Source organism: Bordetella genomosp. 10, assembly GCF_002261225.1.
Taxonomy (GTDB): domain Bacteria; phylum Pseudomonadota; class Gammaproteobacteria; order Burkholderiales; family Burkholderiaceae_B; genus Bordetella_C.
In genome coordinates this window covers 302,347-325,893 of sequence record NZ_NEVM01000002.1, presented here as the reverse complement: position 1 = coordinate 325,893, position 23,547 = coordinate 302,347, and the positions used below count along the sequence as shown (strand labels likewise).

Below are 23,547 nucleotides of genomic sequence, written 5' to 3'. Positions count from 1 at the left end.
AATGTCTTGATTAATATCAACACATTTATAAAAAGATATTTTGATTTTAAAAATTACGCCGGCGCCCTATATCGCCGTCCCAACTTCAAACCGCGCGAAACCGGCTCAAACCGGTTCCATCACGCATTGCAATGGATGCTGTTTGGCGCGCGCATACTGGCCCACCTGGGCGATGCGCGTCGCCGCGACGTCACGGGGATAAACCCCGCATACGCCCCTGCCTTCGTGATGAACTTGCAACATGATCCGGGTCGCTTCTTCTTGATTCTTGCCGAAAAATTTCTGCAGCACCTTCACCACGAACTCCATGGGGGTGTAGTCGTCATTGAGCAGCACAACCTGGTACATCGGGGGCGGCGCGGTGCGCGCGGCCTCCTTTTCAACGACCAGATCGTGTTGGGTATCCATGCTTGTGCTCATAGCGGCGGTATTTTATTTAAACCGTGAATAGGTGGCACACAAATGGGCCACTTTTACATGTAGAAATGCGTAGTTTCCATACTTGACGCACGAAAGAAAACAAGCGCATTATTCGCGCAATTCTTGCCGTTTTCAGGCCACTGTTAGCGGCGAGGACCAAAAGGGGGGGACGGCCCGGCCGGGGAGCCCTTCAGTCAACATACGATTCATGAGGCAGTCCGCATGTCTGATACGACCGCAACCGCTGTCCAGGGGGACAATCCAAAAGCAACCGGAACCGTTAAATGGTTCAACGACGCGAAGGGCTTCGGCTTCATCACGCCGGACGACGGCGGTGAAGACCTCTTCGCCCACTTCTCGTCTATCCAGATGAATGGTTTCAAGACCTTAAAAGAAGGCCAAAAGGTGTCTTTCGAGATCATCCAGGGCCCCAAAGGCAAGCAGGCACTGAATATTACCTCCGCCTGAGCGATCGGGCCGGGTTTTCTCGGCGTCTTCGGGTACCATACGACGAAGGCGGGGCGGCGAACGCCCTGCCTTTTTGTCTTTGCGCCTGCCGCGCGGCCGGTCCTCCCCGCCCACCCTCACTCAAGTTGTCATGATGCATACCAGCGCTGCCCCGTCGCCCACCCGATCCAGTTTCAAGCGAGGGCGCGGCGCCGCGATGGCCGCCCTGCTCTTCGCCTTTGCCGCCACCTTCACCGCCGGCGCGGGCGCCGCCCGGGCCGAGGAAATCACGGCCGCGCAGCCCACGCTGCGCACCGTGCAACTGGCGGCGGGCATCCACGTGATCCATGCCGAGATCGCCAACACCGAAGACAGCCGGCGGCGCGGCCTGATGTTCCGCAAATCGCTGGAAGCCAACGACGGCATGCTGTTCGTGTTCGACGATCCCGACCTGCAATGCTTCTGGATGCACAACACGCCGCTGCCCTTGTCCATCGCCTTCATCGCCGACGACGGCACCATCGTCAACGTCGCCGACATGGCGCCCGAGACCGACGACACCCATTGCTCGAAGAAGCCGGTGCGCTATGCGCTGGAAATGGCGCAGGGCTGGTTCAACGACCACGGCATCGGCGCCGGCAAGAAAATCGACGGCCTGCCCTGAAGGCGCCGGCACATTTGGTTAAGAAATGTAAAAACGGAATGTAAAAACCCCCAGGCAGCGCCTGGGGGTTTTTGCTTCGGACGGATGCCGCGGCTTTCAAGGCGGCTTGCGCCGCAACTTTTCCCGCGTGCCTACACGCGTTCCAGGATCACGGCGATGCCCTGGCCGACGCCGATGCACATGGTGCACAGCGCGTAGCGCCCGCCGCTGCGTTCCAGTTGGTTGACGGCGGTCGTGGCCAGGCGCGCGCCGCTGGCGCCCAGGGGATGGCCCAGGGCGATGGCGCCGCCGTTGGGATTCACGCGCGGATCGTTGTCGGCGATGCCGAGGTCGCGCAGGACGGCGAGGCCCTGGGCGGCAAAGGCTTCGTTCAACTCGATGACGTCCATCTGTTCCAGCGTCAGGCCGGTCAGGGCCAGCACCTTGCGCGTGGCCGGCGCCGGGCCCATGCCCATGATGCGCGGCGGCACGCCGGCGGTGGCCATGCCGACCACGCGGGCGCGCGGCTTCAGACCGTGGCGCGACAAGGCGCTTTCGCTCGCCAGCAGCAAGGCGGCGGCGCCGTCATTGACGCCGGAGGCGTTGCCCGCCGTCACCGAACCGCCTTCGCGCACCACGCCCTTCAGGCGGGCCAGCGCTTCCAGGCTGGTCGAACGCGGATGCTCGTCCTTGTCGACCAGCACCGGATCGCCCTTCTTCTGCGGCACCGACACCGGCGTCAATTCCGTGTCGAAGAAGCCGGACTGCTGGGCCTTGACGGCCTTTTCCTGGCTGGCCAGCGCAAAAATGTCCTGGTCTTCGCGGCTGATCTTGAAATCGTCGGCGACGTTTTCCGCCGTTTCCGGCATGGCGTCCACGCCGTATTGCGCCTTCATCAGCTTGTTGACGAAACGCCAGCCGATGGTGGTGTCGTAGATCGCCGCATTGCGCGAAAACGCCGTTTCCGCCTTGCCCATCACGAAGGGCGCGCGGCTCATGCTTTCGACGCCTCCGGCCAGCATCAGCCTGGTTTCGCCGGCGCGGATGGCGCGCGCCGCCGTGCCCAGGGCGTCCAGCCCCGAACCGCACAGGCGGTTGATGGTGGAGCCCGGCACGCCGACCGGCAAGCCGGCCAGCAGCGAGGCCATGCGCGCCACGTTGCGGTTGTCTTCGCCGGCCTGGTTGGCGCAGCCGAAGATGATGTCGTCCAGTTCGTCCCACTGCACTCCGGTGTTGCGGGCCATCAACGCCTTGATGGGCACGGCCCCCAGGTCATCGGCGCGCACCGCGGAGAGTGCGCCGCCGTAACGGCCGAAAGGGGTTCGGATGGCATCGCAAATAAAGGCTTGCTCGGTCATGGCAGGCTCTCAGTAGATAGGAGCCGAGATGGTAGCGCAGCCGGCCTTGCGCCATCGCGGCGCAAGGCGGCAACGTCCATCGAATGGACGTCTATGCCATGGACGTCAGGCGGCGACGGCCGATTTCTGCGCGCGTCCGGTGTCGACCAGGATCTGCCGTCGGAAGCGGCCGGCCGCCATGTGATAGAAGGCATGCGGGCTGAACTGGCGCGACACCACCGAGGAGACGAGCGCGGCGGCGATCAGCCAGAACAGCATGGGCTGGCTGCCCGTCATTTCCATCACGACCACGGCGGCCGTCAGGGGCGCCTGCGTGGCGGCGGCGAGAAAGCCCGCCATGGAGACCAGGACCAGGACGCGCTGGTCGACCAGCCCGCCGGTCCAGGCCCAGATCTCCTGGCCGATGCCGGCGCCGGTGGTGAGCGCCGGCGTGAAGATGCCGCCGGGGATGCCGGCCCAGTAGGACAGCAGCGTGGCCAGCCACTTCAGCAGGCCGAAGCCGTCGTGGCCGAAAGGCTGGCCCGACAGCAGCGCCGCGGCGGCGCCGTAACCGGTGCCGTAGACGACGCCGTGCGTCGCGAAGCCGATGGCCGCCAGCACCAGGCCGATGACGGCGGCGGTCAGCACCGGATGGGCGCGCATCCAGCCCCGCCACTGCAGCGGCGCCACCACCGTGACGCCCTTGCCCAGCAGGCGCGCGAACGCACCGCCCAGCGCGCCGTTGATGACGCCGCACAGCAGCACCCACCCCAGCATGCTGTGCAGCGGGGCGCCGCCGAAGGTGCCGAAATAGGGATTGTTGCCGCTGACGGCCACCACCATGAAGCCGCAGGCCAGCACGCCGATCAGCACCAGCCGCTGCCAGCGCAGCGCCGTCCCGCGCCCGAGTTCCTCGATGGCGAAGATGACGCCGGCCAGCGGCGCGTTGAACGCGGCCGCCAGGCCGCCCGCCGCGCCGGCGGCGATGAGTTCGTTGTTGTGGAAGCCCTGCAGCGGTAACTGGCGGCGCTTCCAGAAGCGCCCCCACGCCAGCATGACGGCCGCGCCGACCTGCACCGACGGTCCCTCGCGGCCGATCGACGCGCCGACCAGCATGCCGGCGAAGGTCAGCGGGATCTTCCAGAGCGCGTGCGCCAGGGTCACCAGGCCGCCCTGCGCCGTCGGCCGTCCCTGCAAGGTCAAGGCGCCGATCACTTGCGGGATGCCGCTGCCGGCCGCGTAGCTGGCGTAGCGCAGCGTCAGCCAGCGTATGGCCGCCAGGCCCAAAGGCATCACGATGAAGGCGGCCCAGCCGGCGCGCGCCACCCACAGGGCGTTCCATTCCAGGGCGATGTCGGCCAGCCTGGCGAAGGCCAGCGACGCCAGCGCCACCAGGGCGGCGCCTCCCAGGACGAGGCCAAGTTGCACGGACTTGCGGGAGAGCCGGCGCGCATGGCGCAGTTGCCGGCGTAGCTTCAGTCGCAGCCGGCGCGTCGAGGAGGCGGGTGGCATGGTCGGAGTGGCGCCCGGGAGGGGCGAAGCAATGAAACCGGGAACGATAACACCGGTTACATCAAGGAGACCTGAATGGCGCGGCCGGGCGCATCACGGGCACACGCTGTCCGCCGCGCCGGCGGTGGCGGAGGGTCATGGCCGTCGAAACGGCTGCCGGACCTCCATGCAAAAAAACGAAAGCCGGCCCCCTTGCGGGGAGCCGGCCCTGGGGCCTTTCCAACTATCCGGAACAAACCCGGGAGAAACGCACCCGGGCGGAATGAACCCGATCAGCCCAGGTTCTGCGTCGCGAATTCCCAGTTCACCAGCGCCCAGAAATTCTCCAGGTACTTGGGACGGGCGTTGCGATAGTCGATGTAGTAGGCGTGTTCCCACACATCACAGGTCAGCAGGGGCTTGTCGGCGGTGGTCAGCGGGGTGGCGGCGTTGCTGGTGTTGACGATGTCCAGCGAACCGTCGGCCTTCTTGACCAGCCAGGTCCAGCCCGAACCGAAGTTGCCGGCGGCCGACTTGTTGAAGGCTTCCTTGAAGGCGTCGACGCTGCCCCACTTGGCCTTGATGGCGTCCGCCAGCTTGCCGGAGGGCTCGCCACCGCCCTTGGGGGACAGCGAATTCCAGTAGAAGGTGTGGTTCCAGACCTGGGCCGCGTTGTTGAACACGCCGCCGGACGACTTCTTGACGATGTCTTCCAGGGAGGCGTTTTCGAACTCGGTGCCGCCGATCAGGTTGTTCAGGTTGGTGACGTAGGTTTGATGGTGCTTGCCGTAGTGGTACTCCAGCGTTTCCTTGGAAATGTGGGGAGCCAGGGCATCCAGGGGATAAGGCAGGGGGGGAAGCGTGTGCGCCATAGTGGATTCCTTCTTGGTTGAGAGCACGATCACAGCCGTTCATTGTATCGGCTGTTTTGAGGGACACCGTCTTATCCCTGCGCGAACGCGGGATAAAAAATCGGCCGGACGGAGGGCCAAACGGGTGACGGACGAAACGGGTCGGCGCCCGCCGTCAATCCTGCTTGTCGACGACGTCGACCACGTCGACGCGCGCGCCGCCGCGGGCGAACTCCAGCGCCAGCCGCTGTCCCGGCGCCAGCGCCGCGGCGTCGCGGACCAGCCGGCCCTCCTCGTCGCGCGCCAGGGCATAGCCGCGGGCGAGCACCTGTCCGGGATCGAAGGCCCGCAACTGCGCCGACAAGGACTGCAGCCGGTTGCGCCGCAGCTCGAGCAGGCGCCGTTGCGCCTGGAGCAACTGACGTGCCTGTCGGCCCACGCCGTCGCGGGCGCGCGCCACGTCCGGCCCGCGATGGCGCAGGCGCGCGACCAGCAGCTCCAGGCGCGCCTGCCGCCGTCCCTGCGGACCCGGCCAGGCATTGACCAGGCGGTGCCGCAAGGCGGCCAGGCGGTCGGCCTGGTGCGCCAGCCGCTGCTGCGGCGACTCCAGTTGCGCGGCCGCTCGGTCCAGCCGCTGCGCGGCCCGGTCGAGCAGGCGTTGCTGGACCCGCTGCAATTCGCGCGCCATGACGCGCACGCGCTGGTATAGCTCCTGGCGCGGCAGGCAGGCCAGTTCCGCCGCCGCGGTGGGCGTGGGCGCGCGCACGTCGGCGACGAAGTCGGCGATGGTGAAATCGGTCTCGTGGCCGACGCCGCAGATCACCGGGATGGCGCTGGCCGCCACCTGGCGCGCCAGGGCCTCGTCGTTGAAACTCCACAGGTCCTCGATGCTGCCGCCGCCGCGCACCAGCAGCAGCGTGTCGACCTCGGCGCGCCGGTTGGCGGCGGCGATGGCGGCCGCCAGCCGCGGCGCCGAGTCGGCGCCCTGCACCGGCGCGGGGTAGACGATGACGGGCACCTGCGGCGCGCGCCGGGCCAGGGCCGTCAGGACGTCGCGCAGCGCGGCCGCGTGCAGCGAGGTCACCACGCCGATGGCGCGCGGCAGGAAGACGGGCGGCCGCTTGCGCGCTTCGTCGAACAGCCCTTCGGCCTCCAGTTTCTGCTTCAGCCGCAGAAAGGCCTCGAACAGGTCGCCCAGGCCGGCCCGCCGCATGGCGTCGACCTGCAACTGGTAGTCCCCGCGCGGCTCGTACAGCGTCACGCGGGCGCGCACCTCCACCTTGTCGCCGGCGCGCGGCTGGAAGCCGACGGCGGCCGCGCGGCTGCGGAACATGACGCCGCGCACCGCGGCCTGGTTGTCCTTCAGGGTGAAGTACCAGTGGCCCGACGCCGCCGCGGTGAAATTGGAAATCTCGCCGCGGACCCACAGGGCCGGGACGTTGCGTTCCAGGACCCGCCCCACGGCTTGGTTCAACTGGGCAACCGTGAGGATATCCCGCGTAAATACGTCGTCTTTGACCGTAAATTCAATTGTCATGGGGTTTTCCGGGCCGAACCTTTCCACAGGCCAAAGAAACACGGGCGCAATGATACCTCGACCCGGAATCCTTACGCAGCGTGCACCTTTACTTTAATAAGTATCCACAACCCTTTGATTTTATTCAAATAACCGCACAAACCCGATTTTTCCCCCTGGACCCGTGCCGACGCGCAGCCCGCATGAATGCGGGTTCCGGCCGATTTCTGCACAGAATTATCCACAGATTCTGTGGATAGTTTCGGCCGCTCGCGCCGCCGGCCTGCGGATGGCGTACGGCTACCGTGCGGATGGGCGGCGCCCCCTGTCCCGCTATTGCCAGGGCGGTGTCCCGCCCGTTACAGTTCGCCTTGAGTTCGCCGTGGCGCCGCCGGTTTTCCCGTGCCCGCAGCCCCGCGGCGGCGCCCTTCCTGGAGTTCCCTTTTGCTGTCCATTCTCCGCGACGCCGGCTGGCCGATCTGGTTCTTGCTCGCCACCTCGGTCCTGTGCCTGGCCCTGATTTTCGAGCGCCTGCTCTCGCTGCGCCGCAGCCTGGTGGCGCCGCCCGGCCTGCTCGCCCAGGTGCTCGACATGGTGCGCAACCGGCAGGACAGCCCCGAAGCCGTCAACCGGCTGGAGCGCAATTCCCCGCTGGGCCGCGTGCTGGCCGAGGTGCTGCGCAACCGCCACGCGCCGCGCGACGAAATGCGCAGCGCGGTGGAGGACGTCGGCCGCGCCGTCGCCCACGACCTGAACCGCTACGTATCGGCGCTGGGCACCATCGCCGTGGTGGCCCCCCTGCTGGGCCTGTTCGGCACGGTGGTGGGCATGATCGACATCTTCGGCTCCTATTCGCCGGTGGGCGGCGACCCGGCCCAACTGGCCCACGGCATCTCGGTCGCGCTCTACAACACGGGTTTCGGCATCCTCATCGCCATCCCGGCCATGATCTTCCACCGCTACCTGCGCGGACGCGTCGACGGCTATCTGCACCAGATGGAACAGGCGGCCGGCCGCGCCGCCCGCATCCTGGGCGGCGGCGCCCGCGCCCGCGGCGCCGGCCCGGAAGATGACGGCGGCCTGCGCGAACCGGTCTTCCAGGACGCGCTGTCATGAATTTCGGCGGTTCGCGATCGCGCCGCGGCGACGAGCTGGAGATCAACCTGATCCCGCTCATCGACGTGCTGCTGGTCATCCTGATTTTCCTGGCCGCCACCACCTCCTTCGCCCGTTTCAGCCAGCTCAAGGTCACCCTGCCGCAGGCCGCCGCCGAGCAGCAGGCGGTCGCGCCCATCGAAGTGGCGATCAGCCAGGACGGCCACTATGCGCTGGACGGCAAGCTGCTGGACGCCGCCACCGCCTCCGATATCGCCGCGGCGCTGCGCGCCGCCGTGGCCAACCGCAAGGATCCCGTCCTGGTCATCAATGCCGACGCCCTGGCCACCCACCAGACGGTGGTCAACGTCATGGAGGCTGCCCGCCAGGCCGGCATCGCCCGCGTCAACTTCGCCACGCAGACCGCCCGGTGAGCACGTTCGCGACCCGGCTGATCCAGCGGCAATGGCAGCGCGCCGGCTGGCTGTCCCATCTGCTGCTGCCGCTCTCCGGCCTGGTCTGGCTGGCCGTCGCAGCGAAGCGCGCGGCGTACCGGCGCGGCTGGCTGCGGGCCTACCGGCCGCCGGTGCCGGTCATCGTCGTCGGCAACATCTACGTCGGCGGCACCGGCAAGACGCCCGTGGTGGTGGCGCTGGTGAAGGCGCTGCGCGAGCGCGGCCATACCCCCGGCGTGGTCAGCCGCGGCTACGGCGTCAAGGTTGGCAAGCACGCCCACGTCGGCCGCGGCGAACTGTCGGCGGAACGCTTCGGCGACGAACCCGCCCTCATCGCCCGCGCCAGCGGCGCCCCCATCTCGGTGCACCCCGACCGGCCGCGCGCGGCGCGCACCCTGCTCAGCGCCCATCCGGAAGTCGACGTCATCGTTTCGGACGACGGCCTGCAGCACCTGGCGCTGGCGCGCGACATCGAAATCGTGGTGCAGGACGACCGCGGCGTCGGCAACGGCCGCCTGCTGCCGGCCGGTCCGCTGCGCGAGCCGGCCAGCCGGCTGGCCGACGTCGACGTCATCATCGACAACGTGGCCGACGCCGAAACGCCGGCGCCGGCGGCCGACGGCCGGCCGCGCCGCGTGAACATGTGGATGGAACTGACCGAGGCCTGGCGCCTGCGCGACGGCCAGCGCCGCACGCTGTGGGAATTGCGCGACGACTACGCGCACGACCGCATCGCCGCCGCCGCCGGCATCGGCAACCCGCAGCGCTTCTTTTCCTCGCTGCGCGCCAGCGGCATGCCGCTGGCGGCCACCGTGCCGCTGCCGGACCACTACAGCTACAGCCATTCGCCCTTCCGCACCGTGGCCGCCGACCTGATCCTCGTCACGACCAAGGACGCGGTCAAGTGCCTGGGCCTGGGCGACCATCGCCTGTGGGTGGTGCCGGCCACGCCGCGCTTTTCCGATCCGCGCTTCTTCGACTGGCTGGCCGAGGCGCTGCGTTCGTCCGCGCGCGCGGCGCGGCCCGCCAATCTGCACTAGAATTCCGCCCATGGAATCCCGACTGCTCGACATCCTCGTCTGCCCCATCTGCAAGGGCCGCCTGAAATACGACCGCCAGCAGGCCGAACTCACCTGCGCGGCGGACCGCCTGGCGTTCCCCGTGCGCGACGGCATCCCGGTCATGCTGGAGTCCGAGGCGCGCCCGCTGGACGGCGAGCGCAACGGCGCCGCCCAAGCGCAATGACCCGCCTGCCGCAATGAGCTTCACCGCGATCATTCCGGCCCGCGCGGCGTCCACCCGCCTGCCCGACAAGCCGCTGGCCGACATCGCCGGCAAGCCCATGGTGGTGCGCACCGCCGAGCGCGCGGCCGCCTCCGGCGCCGCCCGCGTGCTGGTCGCCACGGACGACGAGCGGGTGGCGCGCGCCGCCCGCGAGCACGGCATCGAAGCCCTGATGACGCGCGCCGACCATCCCACCGGCACGGACCGCCTGTCCGAAGCCGTACAGGCGCTGCAACTGGCCGACGACGCCGTCGTCGTCAACGTCCAGGGCGACGAACCGCTCATCGAACCCGGCCTGATCGACGCCGTGGCCAGCCTGCTGGCCGAGCGTCCGGACGCCGCCATCGCCACCTGCGCCTGCCCCATCGCGGACGCGGCGGCGCTGTTCAACCCCAACGTGGTCAAGGCCGTCTGCGCCGCCGATGGCCGCGCGCTCTATTTTTCGCGCGCGCCCATCCCCTGGGCGCGCGACGCGCTGGCCGGCGGCGACCGCATCCTGGCGCCCGGCCTGCCGGCCTGGCACCACATCGGCCTCTATGCCTACCGCGCCGGCTTCCTGCGCCGCTTCCCCACGCTGCCGCAAGGCGCGCTGGAACGCTGGGAAGCGCTGGAACAGTTGCGCGCCCTCGAACATGGCCACGCCATCGTGGTGCACCAGGTCAACCAGGCGCCCGCCGCGGGCGTGGACACGCCGGAAGACCTGGAACGCGTACGCCGCGTCTATGCAAATCGGTTATAAGGGCCTATCCCCGGCGCCGAGATCCCGGAAGTTCGCCGCCGTGCGCGTCTTCGCGGGACGCGGCGCCCACGGGCCCGTCCGTCCGCAGCAGGGCAGGCCCGCCCGCATTGCGGCATAATCGGCCCGATCACAAAAATACACACCCATCCCAGGAGCTTTCATGCGTCTCATCCTGCTCGGCCCCCCTGGCGCCGGTAAAGGCACCCAGGCCGCCTTCATCACCCAGCACTTCGGTATTCCGCAGATTTCCACCGGCGACATGTTGCGCGCGGCGGTCAAGGCGGCCACGCCGCTGGGCCTGGAAGCCAAGAAGATCATGGCCTCGGGCGGCCTGGTCTCCGACGACCTCATCATCGGCCTGGTGCGCGACCGCCTGACCCAGCCGGATTGCGGCAAGGGCTATCTGTTCGACGGATTCCCGCGCACCATCCCGCAGGCCGACGCGCTGAAGGATGCCGGCGTCAAGCTGGACTACGTGGTCGAGATCGAAGTCCCCGAGGACGACATCATCGAACGCATGAGCGGCCGCCGCGTGCACCCCGCCAGCGGCCGCAGCTATCACGTGCGCTTCAATCCGCCCAAGGCCGAGGGCAAGGACGACGTCACCGGCGAACCGCTGGTGCAACGCGACGACGACCGCGAGGAAACCGTGCGCAACCGCCTGGAGGTCTACCGCAACCAGACCCGTCCGTTGGTGGACTACTACTCCAACTGGGCCAGGAGCGATGCGCAGCATGCGCCGCGCTACCGCAAGATTTCCGGCGTCGGCGCGGTCGACGAGATCAAGGCGCGCGTGTTCGCCGCCCTGCAAGGCTGAGGTCCCCACATGGAAATCGCCAACAAGGTATTCATCGTCACCGGCGGCGCCTCGGGCCTGGGCGCGGGCACCGTGCGCATGCTGGTGGCCAACGGCGCCAAGGTCGTGATCGCCGACCTGCAGGACGAAGCCGGCGACAAGCTGGCGCAGGAACTGGGCCAGCGCTACGTGCACTGCGACGTGACGCAGGAAGCCGACGCCAAGGCGGCGGTCGCCGCCGCCGTCGCCATCGGCCCGCTGTTCGGCCTGGTCAATTGCGCGGGCGTGGCGCCCGCCGCCCGTATCGTCGGCAAGAACGGGCCGCACCCGCTGGACCTGTTCCAGAAGGTCGTCTCGATCAACCTGATCGGCAGCTTCAACATGATGCGCCTGTGCGCGGAGGCCATGGGCGCCAATACGCCCGAGCCCACCGGCGAGCGCGGCGTGTTGATCAATACGGCCTCCGTGGCGGCCTATGACGGCCAGATCGGCCAGGCCGCCTATGCCGCCTCCAAGGCCGGCGTGGTCGGCATGACCCTGCCGATCGCGCGCGACCTGGCCAAGGTCGGCATCCGCTGCATGACCATCGCTCCCGGCATCTTCGGCACGCCCATGATCTTCGGCATGCCGCAGGAAGTGCAGGACTCGCTGGCCGCCAGCATCCCCTTCCCCGCCCGCCTGGGCCGTCCGGAAGACTACGCCAAGCTGGTGCAGAGCATCGTCACCAATGACATGCTGAACGGCGAAACCATCCGCCTGGATGGCGCCATCCGCATGCCGCCGAAGTAAGGCCCGAAGTCCGCGCGGACGCCGCGGCCGCGCCGGTCCGGGAGCCGTCTCCCGGGCCTGCCTCGCCCGGGCCCGCCGGCCCGGGTTTTCTTCATCCCCGGTTTTCTTCATCCTTTCCCTGCGTTTCCCGCCGCCATGAGCCTGTTGCGCTCCGCCTCCACGGTCAGCAGCTTCACCTTGCTGTCGCGCATCGCGGGCCTGGTCCGCGACATCCTGGTGGCGCGCGCGTTCGGCGCCGCCCCGCTCACCGACGCGTTCTGGGTGGCCTTCCGCATTCCCAACCTGCTGCGGCGGCTGTTCGCCGAAGGCGCGTTCGCGCAGGCCTTCGTGCCCATCCTGGGCGCGGCCCGCGCCAGGCATGGCGACGAAGGCGTGCGCCCCCTGCTGGACAAGGTCGCGCTGCTGCTCACCGTCGCGCTGATGATCGTCACCGTCATCGGCATGGCGGCCGCGCCCTGGGTGGTGACCGTCATGGCCAGCGGCCTGCGCAAGGGCGCCGGCGCCGCCGGCTTCGACGGCGCGGTGTGGATGACGCGCGTGATGTTCCCCTACATCCTGTGCATGTCCCTGGTGGCGTTCGCCTCCGGCGTGCTCAATACCTGGCGCCATTTCGCCGTGCCGGCCTTCACCCCGGTGCTGCTGAACGTGGCCATGATCTCGGCCTGCATCTGGCTGGCGCCGCATTACGACCCGCCCATCTACGCGCTGGCGGTCGGCGTGCTGGCCGGCGGCCTGCTGCAACTGGCCATCCAGTGGGCGGCGCTGGTCCGCCTGGGCATGGCGCCCCGCTTTACGCCGGGGTTGCGCGAGGCCTGGGCCGATCCGACCGTGCAGCGCATCCTCAAGCAGATGCTGCCGGCGACGCTGGGCGTTTCGGTGGCGCAGATTTCGCTGCTGATCAACACCAATATCGCCACCTGGCTACCGGCCGGCAGCGTCACCTGGCTGTCCTATGCCGACCGCCTGATGGAATTCCCCACCGCCATGCTGGGCGTGGCGCTGGGCACGGTGCTGCTGCCCAGCCTGTCGGCGGCCAACGCCCGCGCGGATACCCGGGCCTACAGCGCCCTGCTCGACTGGGGCCTGCGCCTGACCCTGCTGGTGGGCCTGCCCGGCGCGGTGGGCCTGGCGCTGCTGTCCGACGGGCTGGTCGCCACCCTGTTCCACTACGGCGCCTTTTCCGCCCACGACGTGGCGCAGACGCGCCTCGCCGTCATGGCCTACGGCGTCGGCCTGATCGGCCTGCTGTCGGTGAAGATCCTGGCGCCCGGCTTCTATGCGCGGCAGGACATCCGCACGCCGGTCAAGGTGGCCGTGCTGGTGCTGGTCCTGACGCAGTGCCTGAACCTGGCGCTGGTGCCGCGCCTGGCGCATGCCGGCCTGGCCCTGGCCATCGGCCTGGGCGCCTGCCTGAACGCCCTGCTGCTGCTGGCGCTGCTGCTGCGCCGCGGCGCCTATCGCCCGGGTCCCGGCTGGGGCGTCTTCGCGCTGCGCCTGGCGCCGGCGCTGCTGGCCATGGCCGCGGTGCTGGTCTACGCCGGCCGCCACCTGGACTGGATCGCCCTCCAGGCCCATCCCGGCCAACGCGCCTGCTGGCTGGCCGCGGTGCTGCTGGGCAGCGCCGCCACCTACGGCGCCGTGCTCCTTCTTTGCGGCGTCCGGCCGCGCGATTTCACCCGCCGCGCCGTCGACGTCCACTGAGGACGGTGGCCCCGGCATTTCGTGCCGGCCTGTCCCCGGAATCCAGCATATTTCTGAAAATTTCCGTATATTTCTGCCCCCAGCTCATCCATAAGGCTGACCTCGGGTGAATTCCCTTTAAATTCATTGAGGAAAACGCCCGATAGCTTAGAAAACGCTTTAATATTTACAATCCGATTTACAATGCAATATCCCCACATACCGACAAAGCCCGCCCTGGAACGCCATTGAGACAGGACGCAATACCGGAACCCGCTTCGCCCGTGGCAGACCAGGTCGTGAACTGGCTGCTGCTGTTGCGTTCCGGCCGCGCGTCGCCTGCCGATTACGCGGACTTCATGGCCTGGCGCGCCTCGGATCCCCTGCACGAAAAAGCCTGGAACCAGTTGACCTCGGCGCTCGGTTCCTCCTTTGGCCGCCTGAGCGACTACTATCCGGCGGGCTACACGCCCCCGGGCCAGGCCCAGGCGGCGATGGGCGTGCGGCGCTCCGCCACCGTGGCGGCGCAGTTGGCCGCGCAGACGCCCCTGGTTCCGCCCAAGCTGGCCCGCGGCGCGCTGCGGCGGCGCCTGCTGACCGGCGGCGGCGCATTGGCGGCCGGCATCATCGGGCTGGGCGTGGTCAACGAGCTGTATCCGCTGAAGAACCTGATGGCCGACGCCGCCACGGCAACGGGCGAGCGGCGCCAGTACCTGCTGTCGGACGGCAGCCAGATCCTGCTCGACGCGCGCACCCGCGTCGAACTGGATTTCGCCGGCCCCACGCGCAACGTGCGCCTGCTGGAAGGCGCCGTCACCGCGTCCGTGGCCCGCGATCCCGGCCGGCCCTTCTACATCCACACCGAACAGGGCTCGGTGCGGTCCCTGGGCACGCGCTACATGGTGCGCCAGCAGATCCGCCGGTCGCTGGTGGTGGTGCACGAACACGAAGTCGAGATCGTCACCAACCGCCAGGCCCGCGCCACCGTGGCGGCCGGCGCCGGCGCGCGCTTCGACGACATGCAGATCGATACGCCGCGCGCCGAGCTGATGGCCGACGCGGCCTGGGAGACGGGCTGGATCGCCGTCCGCAACCGCCCGCTGGCCGACATCGTGGCGGCCCTGCGGCCCTATCGCAGCGGCCTGCTGCGCGTCTCGATGGCCGCCGGCGGCCTGCTCGTCACCGGCCAGTTCCCGCTGGACGACTCCGACGCCACGCTCGACACCCTGGCGCGCACCGTACCCATTACAATCCGGCGCCTGCCCTGGCTCGTCAGCATCGACGTGCTGCAGACCTGAGCCCGCCGTCGCGAGCCCGCGCGTTATGGCGCGGGCATACGTCACGGGGCGCGCGGATGTTGAAGTTTCTTGCGTTAAGCTCAATTACTGTTATACTCTTGAGCTTTGCCGAATTCTTAACTCATTAGCAATATGGCCAACACTGCCCAAGCCCGCAAGCGTGCCCGTCAATCCGTCGAGCGCAACAAGCACAACTCGAGCCTGCGCTCGATGCTGCGTACCGCCATCAAGCGCGTGCGCCAAGCCATTGAAGCGGGCGACAAGGCTGCCGCCACCGCCGTGCTGCAAAAGTCGACCAGCGTGATCGATCGCGTGGCCGACAAGAACATCATCCACAAGAACAAGGCCGCTCGCCACAAGAGCCGCCTGGCTGCCGCCGTCAAGGCCCTGGCCTGATAGTTCTTCGTCCGGGTCTTCCGACCCGGACCTGCCCTGCGTCATCGCGCCGGCGCCGTTTGTCGCGCCTGATGCCGATGCGTTGGGGCAATCGCGCGTCCGCGGCATCCAGGCCTCGTTTGGAATGCCCCTTGCGCGCATGGCAGGCGAGATAGGCAAATCAAGGGCCGAGTCCTCGTGGATTCGGCCCTTTGACTTATGCTGCCCTGCCCTCTCTCAGCGGAAGGTCTCGCGCAAGGCGAACGTGGCCTGCTTGAACACGCCCAGATCGGTCCCCACCGCGACGAAGTGCATGCCCATGTCGATGTAGCGGCGGGCGTCTTCCACCACGGGCGCCAGGATGCCGACGGCCTTGCCGTGCGCGGTCGCGCGCTCGTACAGGTGGCGTATGGTCCCCTGCACCTCCGGGTGGTTGGGATTGCCGAGATGCCCCAAGGCCGCCGCCAGGTCCGAAGGCCCGATGAAGATGCCGTCCACGCCGGGCACCGCGGCGATCTCGTCGACCGCGTCGACGCCGGCCTGGCTTTCGATCTGCAGCAGCACGCAGATGTTGTCGTTGATCGTCTTCAGGTAGTCCGGCACGGTGCCGTAGCGGTTGCTGCGCTGCATGCCCGCCACGCCGCGGATGCCCTCGGGCGGATAGCGCGTCGCGGCCACCGCGCGGCGCGCCTCTTCGGCCGATTCGACGAAGGGGATCAGGAAGTTGTAGAAGCCGATGTCCAGGAAGCGCTTGATCTCCACCGGGTCGTTCTGCGTCGGCCGTCCCACGGGCGCCGCGTCGCTGCCCTGCAGGGCCTGCAACTGCTGGAGGAACATCGGGATCTCGTTGGGCGAATGCTCGCCGTCCAGCAGCAGCCAGTCGTAGCCGGCCAGGCCGGCCAGTTCGGCGGTGATGTGGCTGGACATGCACATCCAGAAACCGATAACCTGCTCGCGCGCGAGAATGCGCTGGCGGAAACGATTGGGGAGGGGTGAAGTCATGATGCTTCCTGCTTCCTGTGTAGACGCGCGCGCACGCCGGCGCGCCGCTTGATTCGGGCGGGCGCCTCGAACGACGCCCGCCCACCGAAAATGTCCTGGCGCCCCGGGCTGCGCCAAACACGGCGTTCCCGGGACGTTCCTGCCTGGGGCGCAAACCCAGCGCCGGGGAGCGACCCGGCGCCGCGGACCCTATCCTCAATCCATATCAATCCATCTCAATCCATGTGCGCGCCGGACTCCTTGGCCGCCTTGCCCCACTTCTGGATCTCGGCGGCGACGAAGGCGGAGAATTCGCGCGGGCTGTCGCCGACGACGACGAAGCCCACCTTCTCCAGCTTCTGCCTCAGCTCCGGGTTGGCCATGGCCTTGACCGTGGCCTGATGCAAGCGCTCGATCACCTGCGGCGGCGTGCGCGCCGGGGCGGACAGGCCGAACCACGATTCCGCGGCGAATCCCGGATAGCCGGACTCGGCGATGGTCGGCGTATCCGGATAGGCCGGATTGCGTTTCTCGCTGGCCACCGCCAGCGCCCGCAGCTTGCCCGCCTGGACCTGCGGCAGCACGTTGTCCTGGTTGAGGAACAGCACCGACACGCGGCCGCCGATGGTGTCGGTGATGGCCGCGGCGCCGCCCTTGTAGGGAATGTGGACCAGGTCGATGCCGGCCGCCTGCTTGAGCATTTCCATCGCCAGATGCCCCGACGAGCCGCTGCCCGAACTGGCATGCGTGTACTTGCCGGGATTGGCCTTGGCCAGCGCGATGAATTCCTTGAAGGTCTTGGCCGGGAATTCGGGATTGGCGACCAGCACGTTGGGCCCCGTCGCCAGCAGCGAAATGTGGGCGAAATCGCTGTTCTTGTAAGGCATGGACTGGTACAGCGCGTAGTTGATGGCGTTCGAGCCCACGCCCGAGAGCAGCAGGGTGTAGCCGTCCGGCTCGGCCTTGGCGACGTAGTCCGAGCCGATGTTGCCGTTGGCGCCGCCCTTGTTCTCGACGATCACCGTCTGCTTCAAGTCCTTGGCCAGCTCGGCGGCGACCAGGCGGCCCACCGCGTCGGTGCTGCCGCCCGGCGGGAAAGGCACGATCAGCCGCAGCGGCTTGTCGGGCCAGTCCGCGGCCTGCGCGGCCGGCGCCAGGAGGGTGGCGCCAAGACCGGCCACGGCCACGGTCAGTGCCAGGGCCGCCATGGCGCGGCGCCGTGGCCCGGCTTGCGCCGTGGTCTGCCTACTGGGAAGGCCCTCTTCCCTTGCAGCGGCCCCGGGGCCGCAAAAGCGCTTCGATGCCATGTTGTCTCCTGTCCTTATCGACGTTGTTATGGTTGGGTGTGGCACTACCTTGCGTGTGGAACTGACTACGGCATACAGCGAGCTACGACGCGAGCAGGTACGGCGCGCCGCAACGTTCGCAGATGGCGCGCAGGCGCTGGTCCAGCGCCGGCGGAATGGGCACGCCTTCGACTTCGCGGCGGGCGCGGTGCGCGGCTTCCGGCTCGCCGGCCACCATCACCGGCACGGCGGGGTCGGCGCGCGGCATGTCGTGCACGGCGTCTATCATCTGGTCCAGGTCGGCCTCGAACGCGCCCGCGTCGCGGAACGCCGCGGGGTTCAGGGCCAGGAAGAAGTGGCCGATGTTGTCGGGCTGGCCGGCCTGGCGGCGCTGCGCATAGGTCAGGGCGAATTCGCTGCCCGTCAGCGTCGAGCCCAGGATCTGCGCCATCATCGCCAGGCCGTAGCCCTTGTGGCTGCTCATGGCCGACGTGCCGCCCAGCGGCGTCAGCCCGCCATCGGGACGGTCGAAGATGTAGGCCATGGCCTCGGCCGAATCGGTCACCGGCTGGCCCTGCCCGTCGACGGCCCAGCCCGACGGCAGCTCCTTGCGGTGGAAGTCGTAGACCTTGACCTTGTTGGCCGCCACGGTGGTGGTGGCCATGTCCAGCACGAAAGGCTCGTGCTTGCCGGCCGGCGCCGCGAAGGACAGCGGGTTGGTGCCCAGCATGGGACGCGCCGCCCCGGTGGGCACCATGATCACGCCGTTGGCGCTGCTGGTCACCAGGCCGACGACGCCCCGGCGCACGGCGATGCGCGCGTACACGCCGGCCGCGCCGAAGTGATGCGAGTTGCGCACCGCCACCGCCCCCACGCCCTGCGCCAGCGCCTTGTCCACCGCCAGATTCATGGCCTGCGCGGCGGCCGGATAGCCCAGGCCGCCTTCGGCGTCGAGCAAGGCGCTGGCGGGGCTGTCGCGCACCACGCGCGCCCGCGCGGCGATGTTCAGCGTGCCGGCGCGCACCTTGTCCTCGTAGCTGGGCAGCATCGAGATGCCATGCGAATCGACGCCCAGGGCGTCGGTCTCGCTCATCAGCGCGGCGGTGGTTTGCGCCAGGTCGTCCGGCATGCCCCAGGCCTGCAATACGCGCAGGATCTGTTCGCGCACCTTGTCGAGGGGCGCCTTGAAAATCTCACTGTCCTTGACTGCCACTTCCTGTCTCCATGTGGATGTACGTCTAGTCCCGCTCCCTGTCGACCAACCGGTGCCGCGCCTGTCCCAGGTGGAACTGCATGGCCACGCGCGCGCGCTCGCCGTCCTGCTCGCGTATCGCGGCCAGGATGGCGGCATGCTCGTCCACCACCCGCTCGGCGCGCTGGCGCGAGCCGGTGCGCGTCAGGTTCAGCGACAGGCGCATGAACCCCTGGATGGATTCGTGGATGGTCTCCAGCACGGCCAGGTAGAAATCGTTGCCGCTGGCCTCGGCGATGCTGGCATGGAATGCGAGATCCGCTTCCGCCGAGACCCGGCCATGGGCCAGGCCGTCGGCGAAGGCGCGATCCGCATCGACGATCTTCTTCAGTTGTTCGTCCGTGCGGCGCAGGGCCGCCAGGCGCGCGGCATCCCCTTCCAGGGCCATGCGCACTTCCTGCGCGCGCAGGTAGGCGCTGACGTTGCGCACGTCGCCCAGGGTCTTCAGGCGCGGCGCGGGCTGGTGGCTGACGAAAGTGCCCAGGCCCTGGTAGGCGCTGACCAGGCCGTCGGCGCGCAGGCGCAGCAAGGCCTCTCGCACCACGGGCCGCGAGACCCCGAATTGTTCGCAGATTTCATGTTCGGACGGCAGCTTGTCGCCGACGTTCAGGTGGCCCGAGGCGATCCGGTCGAAGATCTGGCCATAGAGCTGGTCGCCCAGCCGCACCCGCTGGCCCCGGTCCAGGGCCGGCGCCCTCGCCTCCTGCGCGGGCGCGCCGGCACGGCCCGCGGGGGCGGCGCCGGCGGTGGTCAGGCTGCGGGCTTTGGGCAATGGTTTCTCCTGTCCCCCGGAAGTGGCGCCAGTATACTTGGTTGACATATCGACGGCCGAACCCCTGGATTGTTTAACAAGCTAGACATCGGACAACCGATGACATAAGCTGCCTGCCCGGGGCCTCGCGCGCCGCCATCGGACCCGCCCGGGGCCAGCCGGCGGCGGGACGCGAACCGCGCCGGGCCGGGACGCCATGTCCCTCACAAGAAAACCAGGAGACAACATGAAATCCATGATCCGCACCCTCGCCACGGCAGCCGCGGGGCTGCTGCTCGGCGCCGCCGGCGGCGCCCAGGCCGCATCCTATCCCGACAAGCCCGTTACCGTCATCGTCCCCTTCGTGCCGGGCGGTTCCTCCGACATCACCGCGCGCGCCGTCACGCCGGGCCTGTCGCAGCAGCTCAAGCAGAATTTCGTGGTGGAGAACAAGCCCGGCGCCAACGGCGCCATCGGCGCGCAAGCCCTGGCCCGCTCCGCCGCCGACGGCTACACCATGATGGTCGGCTCCATCGGCACTTTCGCCATCAACCAGGCCTTGTACCAGAACTTATCGTACAACCCCAGCAAGGATTTCACCTACCTGACCCAGGCGGTGCGCAACCCCAACGTGCTGGTCGCCGCGCCCCGCTTCCCGGCCAACAACGTCGCCGAACTGATCGCCTACGCCAAGGCCAATCCCGGCGCCGTGTCCTATGCGTCGTCCGGCACCGGTTCGTCCGATCACCTGTCGGCGGTGCTGTTCCGCCAGAAGACCGGCACCACCGGCGTGGACGTACCCTATCGCGGCGGCGCGGCCGCCATCAGCGACCTGATGGGCAACCAGGTCAACGTGTCCTTCCAGAACCTGGGCGCGGTGCTGACCCACATCAAGGCGGGCAAGCTGAAGGCGCTGGCGACCACGGGCGACGCCCGCATCCCCGAGCTGCCCGACGTGCCGACCATGGCGCAGGCGGGCCTGCAGGACATGGTGGTCTATTCCTGGCAGGGCTTCGCCGTGCCGGCCGGGACGCCCAAGCCGGTGGTCGAGCAACTCTCCGATGCGCTGCGCAAGACCCTGCGCGACGCGCGCGTGCGGGAAACCCTGCATGGCCTGGGCTTCGAAGTGGTCGCCAACAGCCCCGCCGACTTCACCGCTTTCCAGCAGGGCGAAGTCAAGCGCTGGCAGGACGTGATCGCCAAGAGCGGCATCAAGATGGAGTAGCATTCGTGGACCCCGGCGCGCCGCGCGCCGGGGCGCCGTCCTTCCCCCTTTTTTCACTCTGCCACCGATACCTATCATGACCGCCAAGACCCGCATCATTCAGGTCGGCTCGTATGCCGGCTCGCCCACCGCCAACGATCGCCTGGCGCGCGCCTACGACGTCGTCGAACTCTGGAAGTATCCGGATCGCAAGGCGGCGCTGGCCGAGCACGGCAAGGGCGTCACCGCGCTGGTGACCTCGGCCAACTACGGCTGCTCGGCCGACATCATCAACGCCCTGCCCGACCTGAAGGCCATCTGCAGTTGGGGCGTGGGCTACGAGACCCTGGACATCAAGGCGGCGCACGCGCGCGGCATCCAGGTCAGCAACACGCCCGACGTGCTGACCGACTGCGTGGCCGACCTGGCCTGGGGCCTGATGATCGCGGGCGCCCGCCGCATCGCCCAGGGCGACCGCTTCGTGCGCGCCGGCCAGTGGGGCCAGGTGCACGGCAGCATCCCGCTGGGCACGCGCGTCAGCGGCAAGAAGCTGGGCATCGTCGGCCTGGGCCGCATCGGCGAGGCCATCGCCAAGCGGGGCGCCGGCTTCGACATGGACGTGCGCTACCACAGCCGCCGCCAGCGCAACGACGTTTCCTATGGCTACGAGGCGTCGCTGGTCGAGTTGGCCAAGTGGGCGGACTTCCTGGTGGTCGCCACCGTGGGCGGGCCGGGGACCTTCCACCTGGTCAACAAGGAAGTGCTGGAGGCGCTGGGCCCGACGGGCACCGTCATCAACATCGCGCGCGGCCCCGTGATCGACGAGGCGGCGCTGGTGGAATGCCTGGCCTCGGGCAAGCTGGGCAACGCGGCGCTGGACGTGTTCGAACACGAGCCCAAGGTGCCGGACGCGCTGAAGGCCAACGAGAACGTGGTGCTATTGCCGCACATCGGCAGCGCGACGCTGGAAACCCGCAAGGCGATGGAGGACCTGATGGTGGAGAACCTGGAGTCCTTCCTCAAGACCGGCAAGGTGGTCACCCCGGTCGAAGGCTGATCCCGGCCCGGGCTGGCCGCTCCGGCGGCCGGCCGCCGTGCCCGCGCAAGACGGGGCGGATGCTGGATGGCGTAGGCATGCCTGTCGGGACGAACCCGCTGGACAGCCCTTACGCGGGCGCGTCCGAGGCCGGGTTGTCGGTGTCGTGCTCTTTCGTCTGCAGCCGGTTGTCGCGGGCGAAATCCACCACGAATTTCCAGGCCAGGGGTTCGAGTTCGCGCAAGCGCTCGTCGACGACGACGCTGCGATTGCCGTCGACGATGACGGGCAATACGTAGGGCGAGTAGGTGATATGGCTGGGCGCCATGCCGGGAGGTCGGAATTGCGCCATGACGCCGGCCAGCCGCTCCGCCCAGTCGCTGGGACGAAAACGATGGCCATCTTCCGTGACACCAAGGATAAAAAGTTGTCGCACGCGGAATACCGTTGATTTGCTACCGGGGACGGGATGCATGAAGCGCCCGGGTGGGACGCCCTCGATCATCCGAGCCGCGCTGCGGATTGTATATGATAGGCCCCTGCCGATCATTTCAGCGCCGTCCGCGGGCAGGCTTGCCCCGGGGCCCGCAAGGTGCGAGAAAAACTCGCCGGAGCGCGCGCCAAGACGGCAAGTTCGCGCAAGAAGCGCGGTTTTCGCGGAAAAAAAGGCCCCCACGCCGCGCGGCTAACGCCGCTTGCTGCCCCCCACGGGGGCGTTTTTGCCTTGGGGCGGCCCGGCGGCAAAAAGCCCCGTGCTAGGGCATTTTCATGCGAACAAGGCATAATGAGCACCCCACCGCGAGGTGGCGCGGCCTCAAACGACCTGCAAAACATCATGACGACAGCCAGCACCCAAAACGGCCCTTTGCGGCATTTCCTCCAAGTGCGTGACTTCTCGGCCTCCGAGCTCAATTACGTGTTCGACCGCGCGCGCCTGATCAAGGACAAGTTCAAGCGCTACGAACCGCACATGACGTTGCACGATCGCACCCTGGCGATGGTGTTCGAGAAGGCCAGCACGCGCACCCGGGTCTCCTTCGAGGCCGGGATGTACCAGATGGGCGGTTCGGTCATCAACCTGACCTCCAACGATTCGCAACTGGGCCGTTCCGAGCCCATCGAGGACACCGCGCGCGTCATCTCGCGCATGGTCGATATCGTGATGATCCGCACGTTCGAGCAGACCCGCATCGAACGCTTTGCCTCGCATTCCCGCGTGCCGGTCATCAACGGCCTGACCAACGAATACCACCCCTGCCAGATCCTGGCCGACATCTTCACCTACATCGAGCATCGCGGCCCCATCGCCGGCAAGACCGTGGCCTGGGTCGGCGACGCCAACAACATGGCCTATGCCTGGCTGCAGGCGGCCGAGCTGCTGGGCTTCACGCTGCACGTGTCCACGCCTTCCGGCTATGAGCTGGAGCCGGCGCGCATCGGCACGCCGCCGGCGTCGGTGCTGCGCCAGTTCAAGGACCCGATGGAGGCCTGCAAAGGCGCCCACCTGGTCACCACCGACGTCTGGACCAGCATGGGCTACGAGGCGGAGAACGAACAGCGCCGCGCCGACTTCGCCGACTGGTGCGTGGACACCGAAATGATGCAGGCCGCCGCGTCCGACGCGGTCTTCATGCACTGCCTGCCGGCCCACCGCGGCGAGGAAGTCACCGGCGAAGTCATCGACGGCCCGCAAAGCGTGGTCTGGGACGAGGCGGAAAACCGCCTGCACGTGCAGAAGGCCCTGATGGAATTCCTGCTGCTCGGCCGACTGGACTGACCCTCCCGCACCGCCCCCACAGAAAACGCCCCGCGCCTTGCGCG

The 23,547-nt window shown here is 68.3% G+C and carries 25 protein-coding genes; 15 read left to right on the top strand and 10 right to left on the bottom strand.

Annotation, left to right across the window (positions count from 1 at the left end; genetic code table 11):
- Window positions 1-105 precede the first annotated feature (105 nt).
- On the bottom strand, window positions 106-420 hold the full coding sequence (clpS, locus tag CAL29_RS10930) for an ATP-dependent Clp protease adapter ClpS (protein ID WP_094853072.1): 315 nt from the start codon (window positions 418-420) through the stop codon (window positions 106-108).
- Window positions 421-642: 222 nt separating this feature from the next.
- On the opposite strand from clpS, the gene CAL29_RS10925 reads away from it, so the two are divergent.
- Both CAL29_RS10925 and CAL29_RS10920 read left to right on the top strand, forming a co-directional pair.
- On the top strand, window positions 643-888 hold the full coding sequence (locus tag CAL29_RS10925) for a cold-shock protein (RefSeq protein ID WP_003812875.1): 246 nt from the start codon (window positions 643-645) through the stop codon (window positions 886-888).
- 133 nt (window positions 889-1,021) lie between these two features.
- A complete protein-coding gene (locus tag CAL29_RS10920; RefSeq protein ID WP_373559778.1) occupies window positions 1,022-1,531 on the top strand; it encodes a DUF192 domain-containing protein in 510 nt (169 codons plus the stop codon).
- Between the two features lie 131 nt (window positions 1,532-1,662).
- Here the strand turns inward: CAL29_RS10920 and pcaF are convergent, their stop codons facing one another.
- The 4 genes from pcaF to xseA all read right to left on the bottom strand — a co-directional run bounded on the left by pcaF (window position 1,663) and on the right by xseA (window position 6,726).
- Complete coding sequence (pcaF, locus tag CAL29_RS10915; RefSeq protein WP_094853070.1) at window positions 1,663-2,868, bottom strand: 3-oxoadipyl-CoA thiolase; 1,206 nt, start codon at window positions 2,866-2,868, stop codon at window positions 1,663-1,665.
- Between the two features lie 105 nt (window positions 2,869-2,973).
- Window positions 2,974-4,359 (bottom strand): chloride channel protein, encoded by a 1,386-nt coding sequence (locus CAL29_RS10910; protein WP_094853069.1) that lies wholly within the window; start codon window positions 4,357-4,359, stop codon window positions 2,974-2,976.
- A gap of 272 nt (window positions 4,360-4,631) precedes the next feature.
- On the bottom strand, window positions 4,632-5,210 hold the full coding sequence (gene sodB / locus CAL29_RS10905) for a superoxide dismutase [Fe] (RefSeq protein WP_094853068.1): 579 nt from the start codon (window positions 5,208-5,210) through the stop codon (window positions 4,632-4,634).
- 154 nt (window positions 5,211-5,364) lie between these two features.
- On the bottom strand, window positions 5,365-6,726 hold the full coding sequence (gene xseA, locus CAL29_RS10900; protein ID WP_094853067.1) for an exodeoxyribonuclease VII large subunit: 1,362 nt from the start codon (window positions 6,724-6,726) through the stop codon (window positions 5,365-5,367).
- Between the two features lie 423 nt (window positions 6,727-7,149).
- On the opposite strand from xseA, the gene CAL29_RS10895 reads away from it, so the two are divergent.
- From CAL29_RS10895 to rpsT, 10 genes are all read left to right on the top strand, one after another.
- Entirely contained in the window at window positions 7,150-7,821 is a 672-nt protein-coding gene (locus CAL29_RS10895; RefSeq protein WP_094853066.1) for a MotA/TolQ/ExbB proton channel family protein, read from the top strand.
- Window positions 7,818-8,234, top strand: a complete 417-nt coding sequence (locus CAL29_RS31990) for an ExbD/TolR family protein (RefSeq protein ID WP_256977356.1) — start codon at window positions 7,818-7,820, stop codon at window positions 8,232-8,234. Before CAL29_RS10895 ends, CAL29_RS31990 begins: the two co-directional genes overlap by 4 nt.
- On the top strand, window positions 8,231-9,295 hold the full coding sequence (gene lpxK, locus CAL29_RS10890) for a tetraacyldisaccharide 4'-kinase (RefSeq protein ID WP_256977355.1): 1,065 nt from the start codon (window positions 8,231-8,233) through the stop codon (window positions 9,293-9,295). The genes CAL29_RS31990 and lpxK overlap by 4 nt, the downstream gene beginning before the upstream one ends.
- Window positions 9,296-9,305: 10 nt before the next feature.
- Window positions 9,306-9,500, top strand: coding sequence for a Trm112 family protein (locus tag CAL29_RS10885; protein WP_094853064.1), 195 nt, complete (start codon window positions 9,306-9,308; stop codon window positions 9,498-9,500).
- Between the two features lie 13 nt (window positions 9,501-9,513).
- Window positions 9,514-10,278, top strand: a complete 765-nt coding sequence (kdsB, locus tag CAL29_RS10880; protein ID WP_094853063.1) for a 3-deoxy-manno-octulosonate cytidylyltransferase — start codon at window positions 9,514-9,516, stop codon at window positions 10,276-10,278.
- 160 nt (window positions 10,279-10,438) lie between these two features.
- A complete protein-coding gene (gene adk / locus CAL29_RS10875) occupies window positions 10,439-11,095 on the top strand; it encodes an adenylate kinase (protein ID WP_094853062.1) in 657 nt (218 codons plus the stop codon).
- Between the two features lie 9 nt (window positions 11,096-11,104).
- Window positions 11,105-11,863 (top strand): 3-hydroxyacyl-CoA dehydrogenase, encoded by a 759-nt coding sequence (locus CAL29_RS10870; protein ID WP_094853061.1) that lies wholly within the window; start codon window positions 11,105-11,107, stop codon window positions 11,861-11,863.
- Window positions 11,864-11,998: 135 nt separating this feature from the next.
- Window positions 11,999-13,564 carry a murein biosynthesis integral membrane protein MurJ gene (gene murJ, locus CAL29_RS10865; RefSeq protein ID WP_094853060.1) on the top strand — a complete coding sequence of 522 codons (1,566 nt, stop codon included), beginning with the start codon at window positions 11,999-12,001 and terminating at the stop codon, window positions 13,562-13,564.
- 263 nt (window positions 13,565-13,827) lie between these two features.
- The gene (locus CAL29_RS10860) at window positions 13,828-14,841 is read left to right on the top strand and encodes a FecR family protein (RefSeq protein WP_094853059.1); all 1,014 of its coding nucleotides are present in this window, start codon (window positions 13,828-13,830) and stop codon (window positions 14,839-14,841) included.
- A gap of 132 nt (window positions 14,842-14,973) precedes the next feature.
- The gene (gene rpsT, locus CAL29_RS10855; RefSeq protein WP_094853058.1) at window positions 14,974-15,237 is read left to right on the top strand and encodes a 30S ribosomal protein S20; all 264 of its coding nucleotides are present in this window, start codon (window positions 14,974-14,976) and stop codon (window positions 15,235-15,237) included.
- 216 nt (window positions 15,238-15,453) lie between these two features.
- Here the strand turns inward: rpsT and garL are convergent, their stop codons facing one another.
- From garL to CAL29_RS10835, 4 genes are all read right to left on the bottom strand, one after another.
- Window positions 15,454-16,218, bottom strand: a complete 765-nt coding sequence (gene garL, locus CAL29_RS10850; protein ID WP_094853057.1) for a 2-dehydro-3-deoxyglucarate aldolase — start codon at window positions 16,216-16,218, stop codon at window positions 15,454-15,456.
- A gap of 215 nt (window positions 16,219-16,433) precedes the next feature.
- Window positions 16,434-17,405, bottom strand: a complete 972-nt coding sequence (locus CAL29_RS10845; RefSeq protein WP_094853056.1) for a Bug family tripartite tricarboxylate transporter substrate binding protein — start codon at window positions 17,403-17,405, stop codon at window positions 16,434-16,436.
- Between the two features lie 181 nt (window positions 17,406-17,586).
- On the bottom strand, window positions 17,587-18,696 hold the full coding sequence (locus CAL29_RS10840; protein WP_256977350.1) for an Ldh family oxidoreductase: 1,110 nt from the start codon (window positions 18,694-18,696) through the stop codon (window positions 17,587-17,589).
- Between the two features lie 25 nt (window positions 18,697-18,721).
- Window positions 18,722-19,420 (bottom strand): FadR/GntR family transcriptional regulator, encoded by a 699-nt coding sequence (locus tag CAL29_RS10835; RefSeq protein WP_256977495.1) that lies wholly within the window; start codon window positions 19,418-19,420, stop codon window positions 18,722-18,724.
- Between the two features lie 322 nt (window positions 19,421-19,742).
- Here CAL29_RS10835 and CAL29_RS10830 point away from each other — a divergent pair, with 322 nt between their 5' ends.
- Window positions 19,743-20,711, top strand: coding sequence for a Bug family tripartite tricarboxylate transporter substrate binding protein (locus CAL29_RS10830; RefSeq protein WP_256977494.1), 969 nt, complete (start codon window positions 19,743-19,745; stop codon window positions 20,709-20,711).
- 76 nt (window positions 20,712-20,787) lie between these two features.
- The gene (locus CAL29_RS10825) at window positions 20,788-21,747 is read left to right on the top strand and encodes a 2-hydroxyacid dehydrogenase (RefSeq protein ID WP_094853052.1); all 960 of its coding nucleotides are present in this window, start codon (window positions 20,788-20,790) and stop codon (window positions 21,745-21,747) included.
- Window positions 21,748-21,856: 109 nt separating this feature from the next.
- Here CAL29_RS10825 and CAL29_RS10820 read toward each other — a convergent pair whose 3' ends face one another.
- The gene (locus CAL29_RS10820; protein ID WP_094853051.1) at window positions 21,857-22,201 is read right to left on the bottom strand and encodes a DUF3579 domain-containing protein; all 345 of its coding nucleotides are present in this window, start codon (window positions 22,199-22,201) and stop codon (window positions 21,857-21,859) included.
- A 360-nt stretch (window positions 22,202-22,561) separates the two neighbouring features.
- On the opposite strand from CAL29_RS10820, the gene argF reads away from it, so the two are divergent.
- The gene (gene argF, locus CAL29_RS10815; RefSeq protein ID WP_094853050.1) at window positions 22,562-23,503 is read left to right on the top strand and encodes an ornithine carbamoyltransferase; all 942 of its coding nucleotides are present in this window, start codon (window positions 22,562-22,564) and stop codon (window positions 23,501-23,503) included.
- The last annotated feature ends 44 nt before the right edge of the window (window positions 23,504-23,547 follow it).

Excerpts from the sequence above, each read along its gene's own strand:
- CAL29_RS10830 (WP_256977494.1), top strand. The coding sequence starts at position 19,743 with ATGATCCGCACCCTCGCCACGGCAGCCGCGGGGCTGCTGCTCGGCGCC.
- murJ (WP_094853060.1), top strand. The coding sequence starts at position 11,999 with ATGAGCCTGTTGCGCTCCGCCTCCACGGTCAGCAGCTTCACCTTGCTG.
- CAL29_RS10925 (WP_003812875.1), top strand. The coding sequence starts at position 643 with ATGTCTGATACGACCGCAACCGCTGTCCAGGGGGACAATCCAAAAGCA.
- CAL29_RS10820 (WP_094853051.1), bottom strand. The coding sequence starts at position 22,201 with ATGCATCCCGTCCCCGGTAGCAAATCAACGGTATTCCGCGTGCGACAA.
- CAL29_RS10910 (WP_094853069.1), bottom strand. The coding sequence starts at position 4,359 with ATGCCACCCGCCTCCTCGACGCGCCGGCTGCGACTGAAGCTACGCCGG.
- CAL29_RS10845 (WP_094853056.1), bottom strand. The coding sequence starts at position 17,405 with ATGGCGGCCCTGGCACTGACCGTGGCCGTGGCCGGTCTTGGCGCCACC.
- clpS (WP_094853072.1), bottom strand. The coding sequence starts at position 420 with ATGAGCACAAGCATGGATACCCAACACGATCTGGTCGTTGAAAAGGAG.
- pcaF (WP_094853070.1), bottom strand. The coding sequence starts at position 2,868 with ATGACCGAGCAAGCCTTTATTTGCGATGCCATCCGAACCCCTTTCGGC.
- CAL29_RS10885 (WP_094853064.1), top strand. The coding sequence starts at position 9,306 with ATGGAATCCCGACTGCTCGACATCCTCGTCTGCCCCATCTGCAAGGGC.
- CAL29_RS10825 (WP_094853052.1), top strand. The coding sequence starts at position 20,788 with ATGACCGCCAAGACCCGCATCATTCAGGTCGGCTCGTATGCCGGCTCG.
- kdsB (WP_094853063.1), top strand. The coding sequence starts at position 9,514 with ATGAGCTTCACCGCGATCATTCCGGCCCGCGCGGCGTCCACCCGCCTG.
- CAL29_RS10920 (WP_373559778.1), top strand. The coding sequence starts at position 1,022 with ATGCATACCAGCGCTGCCCCGTCGCCCACCCGATCCAGTTTCAAGCGA.
- rpsT (WP_094853058.1), top strand. The coding sequence starts at position 14,974 with ATGGCCAACACTGCCCAAGCCCGCAAGCGTGCCCGTCAATCCGTCGAG.
- CAL29_RS31990 (WP_256977356.1), top strand. The coding sequence starts at position 7,818 with ATGAATTTCGGCGGTTCGCGATCGCGCCGCGGCGACGAGCTGGAGATC.
- sodB (WP_094853068.1), bottom strand. The coding sequence starts at position 5,210 with ATGGCGCACACGCTTCCCCCCCTGCCTTATCCCCTGGATGCCCTGGCT.
- argF (WP_094853050.1), top strand. The coding sequence starts at position 22,562 with ATGACGACAGCCAGCACCCAAAACGGCCCTTTGCGGCATTTCCTCCAA.
- CAL29_RS10870 (WP_094853061.1), top strand. The coding sequence starts at position 11,105 with ATGGAAATCGCCAACAAGGTATTCATCGTCACCGGCGGCGCCTCGGGC.
- adk (WP_094853062.1), top strand. The coding sequence starts at position 10,439 with ATGCGTCTCATCCTGCTCGGCCCCCCTGGCGCCGGTAAAGGCACCCAG.
- xseA (WP_094853067.1), bottom strand. The coding sequence starts at position 6,726 with ATGACAATTGAATTTACGGTCAAAGACGACGTATTTACGCGGGATATC.
- garL (WP_094853057.1), bottom strand. The coding sequence starts at position 16,218 with ATGACTTCACCCCTCCCCAATCGTTTCCGCCAGCGCATTCTCGCGCGC.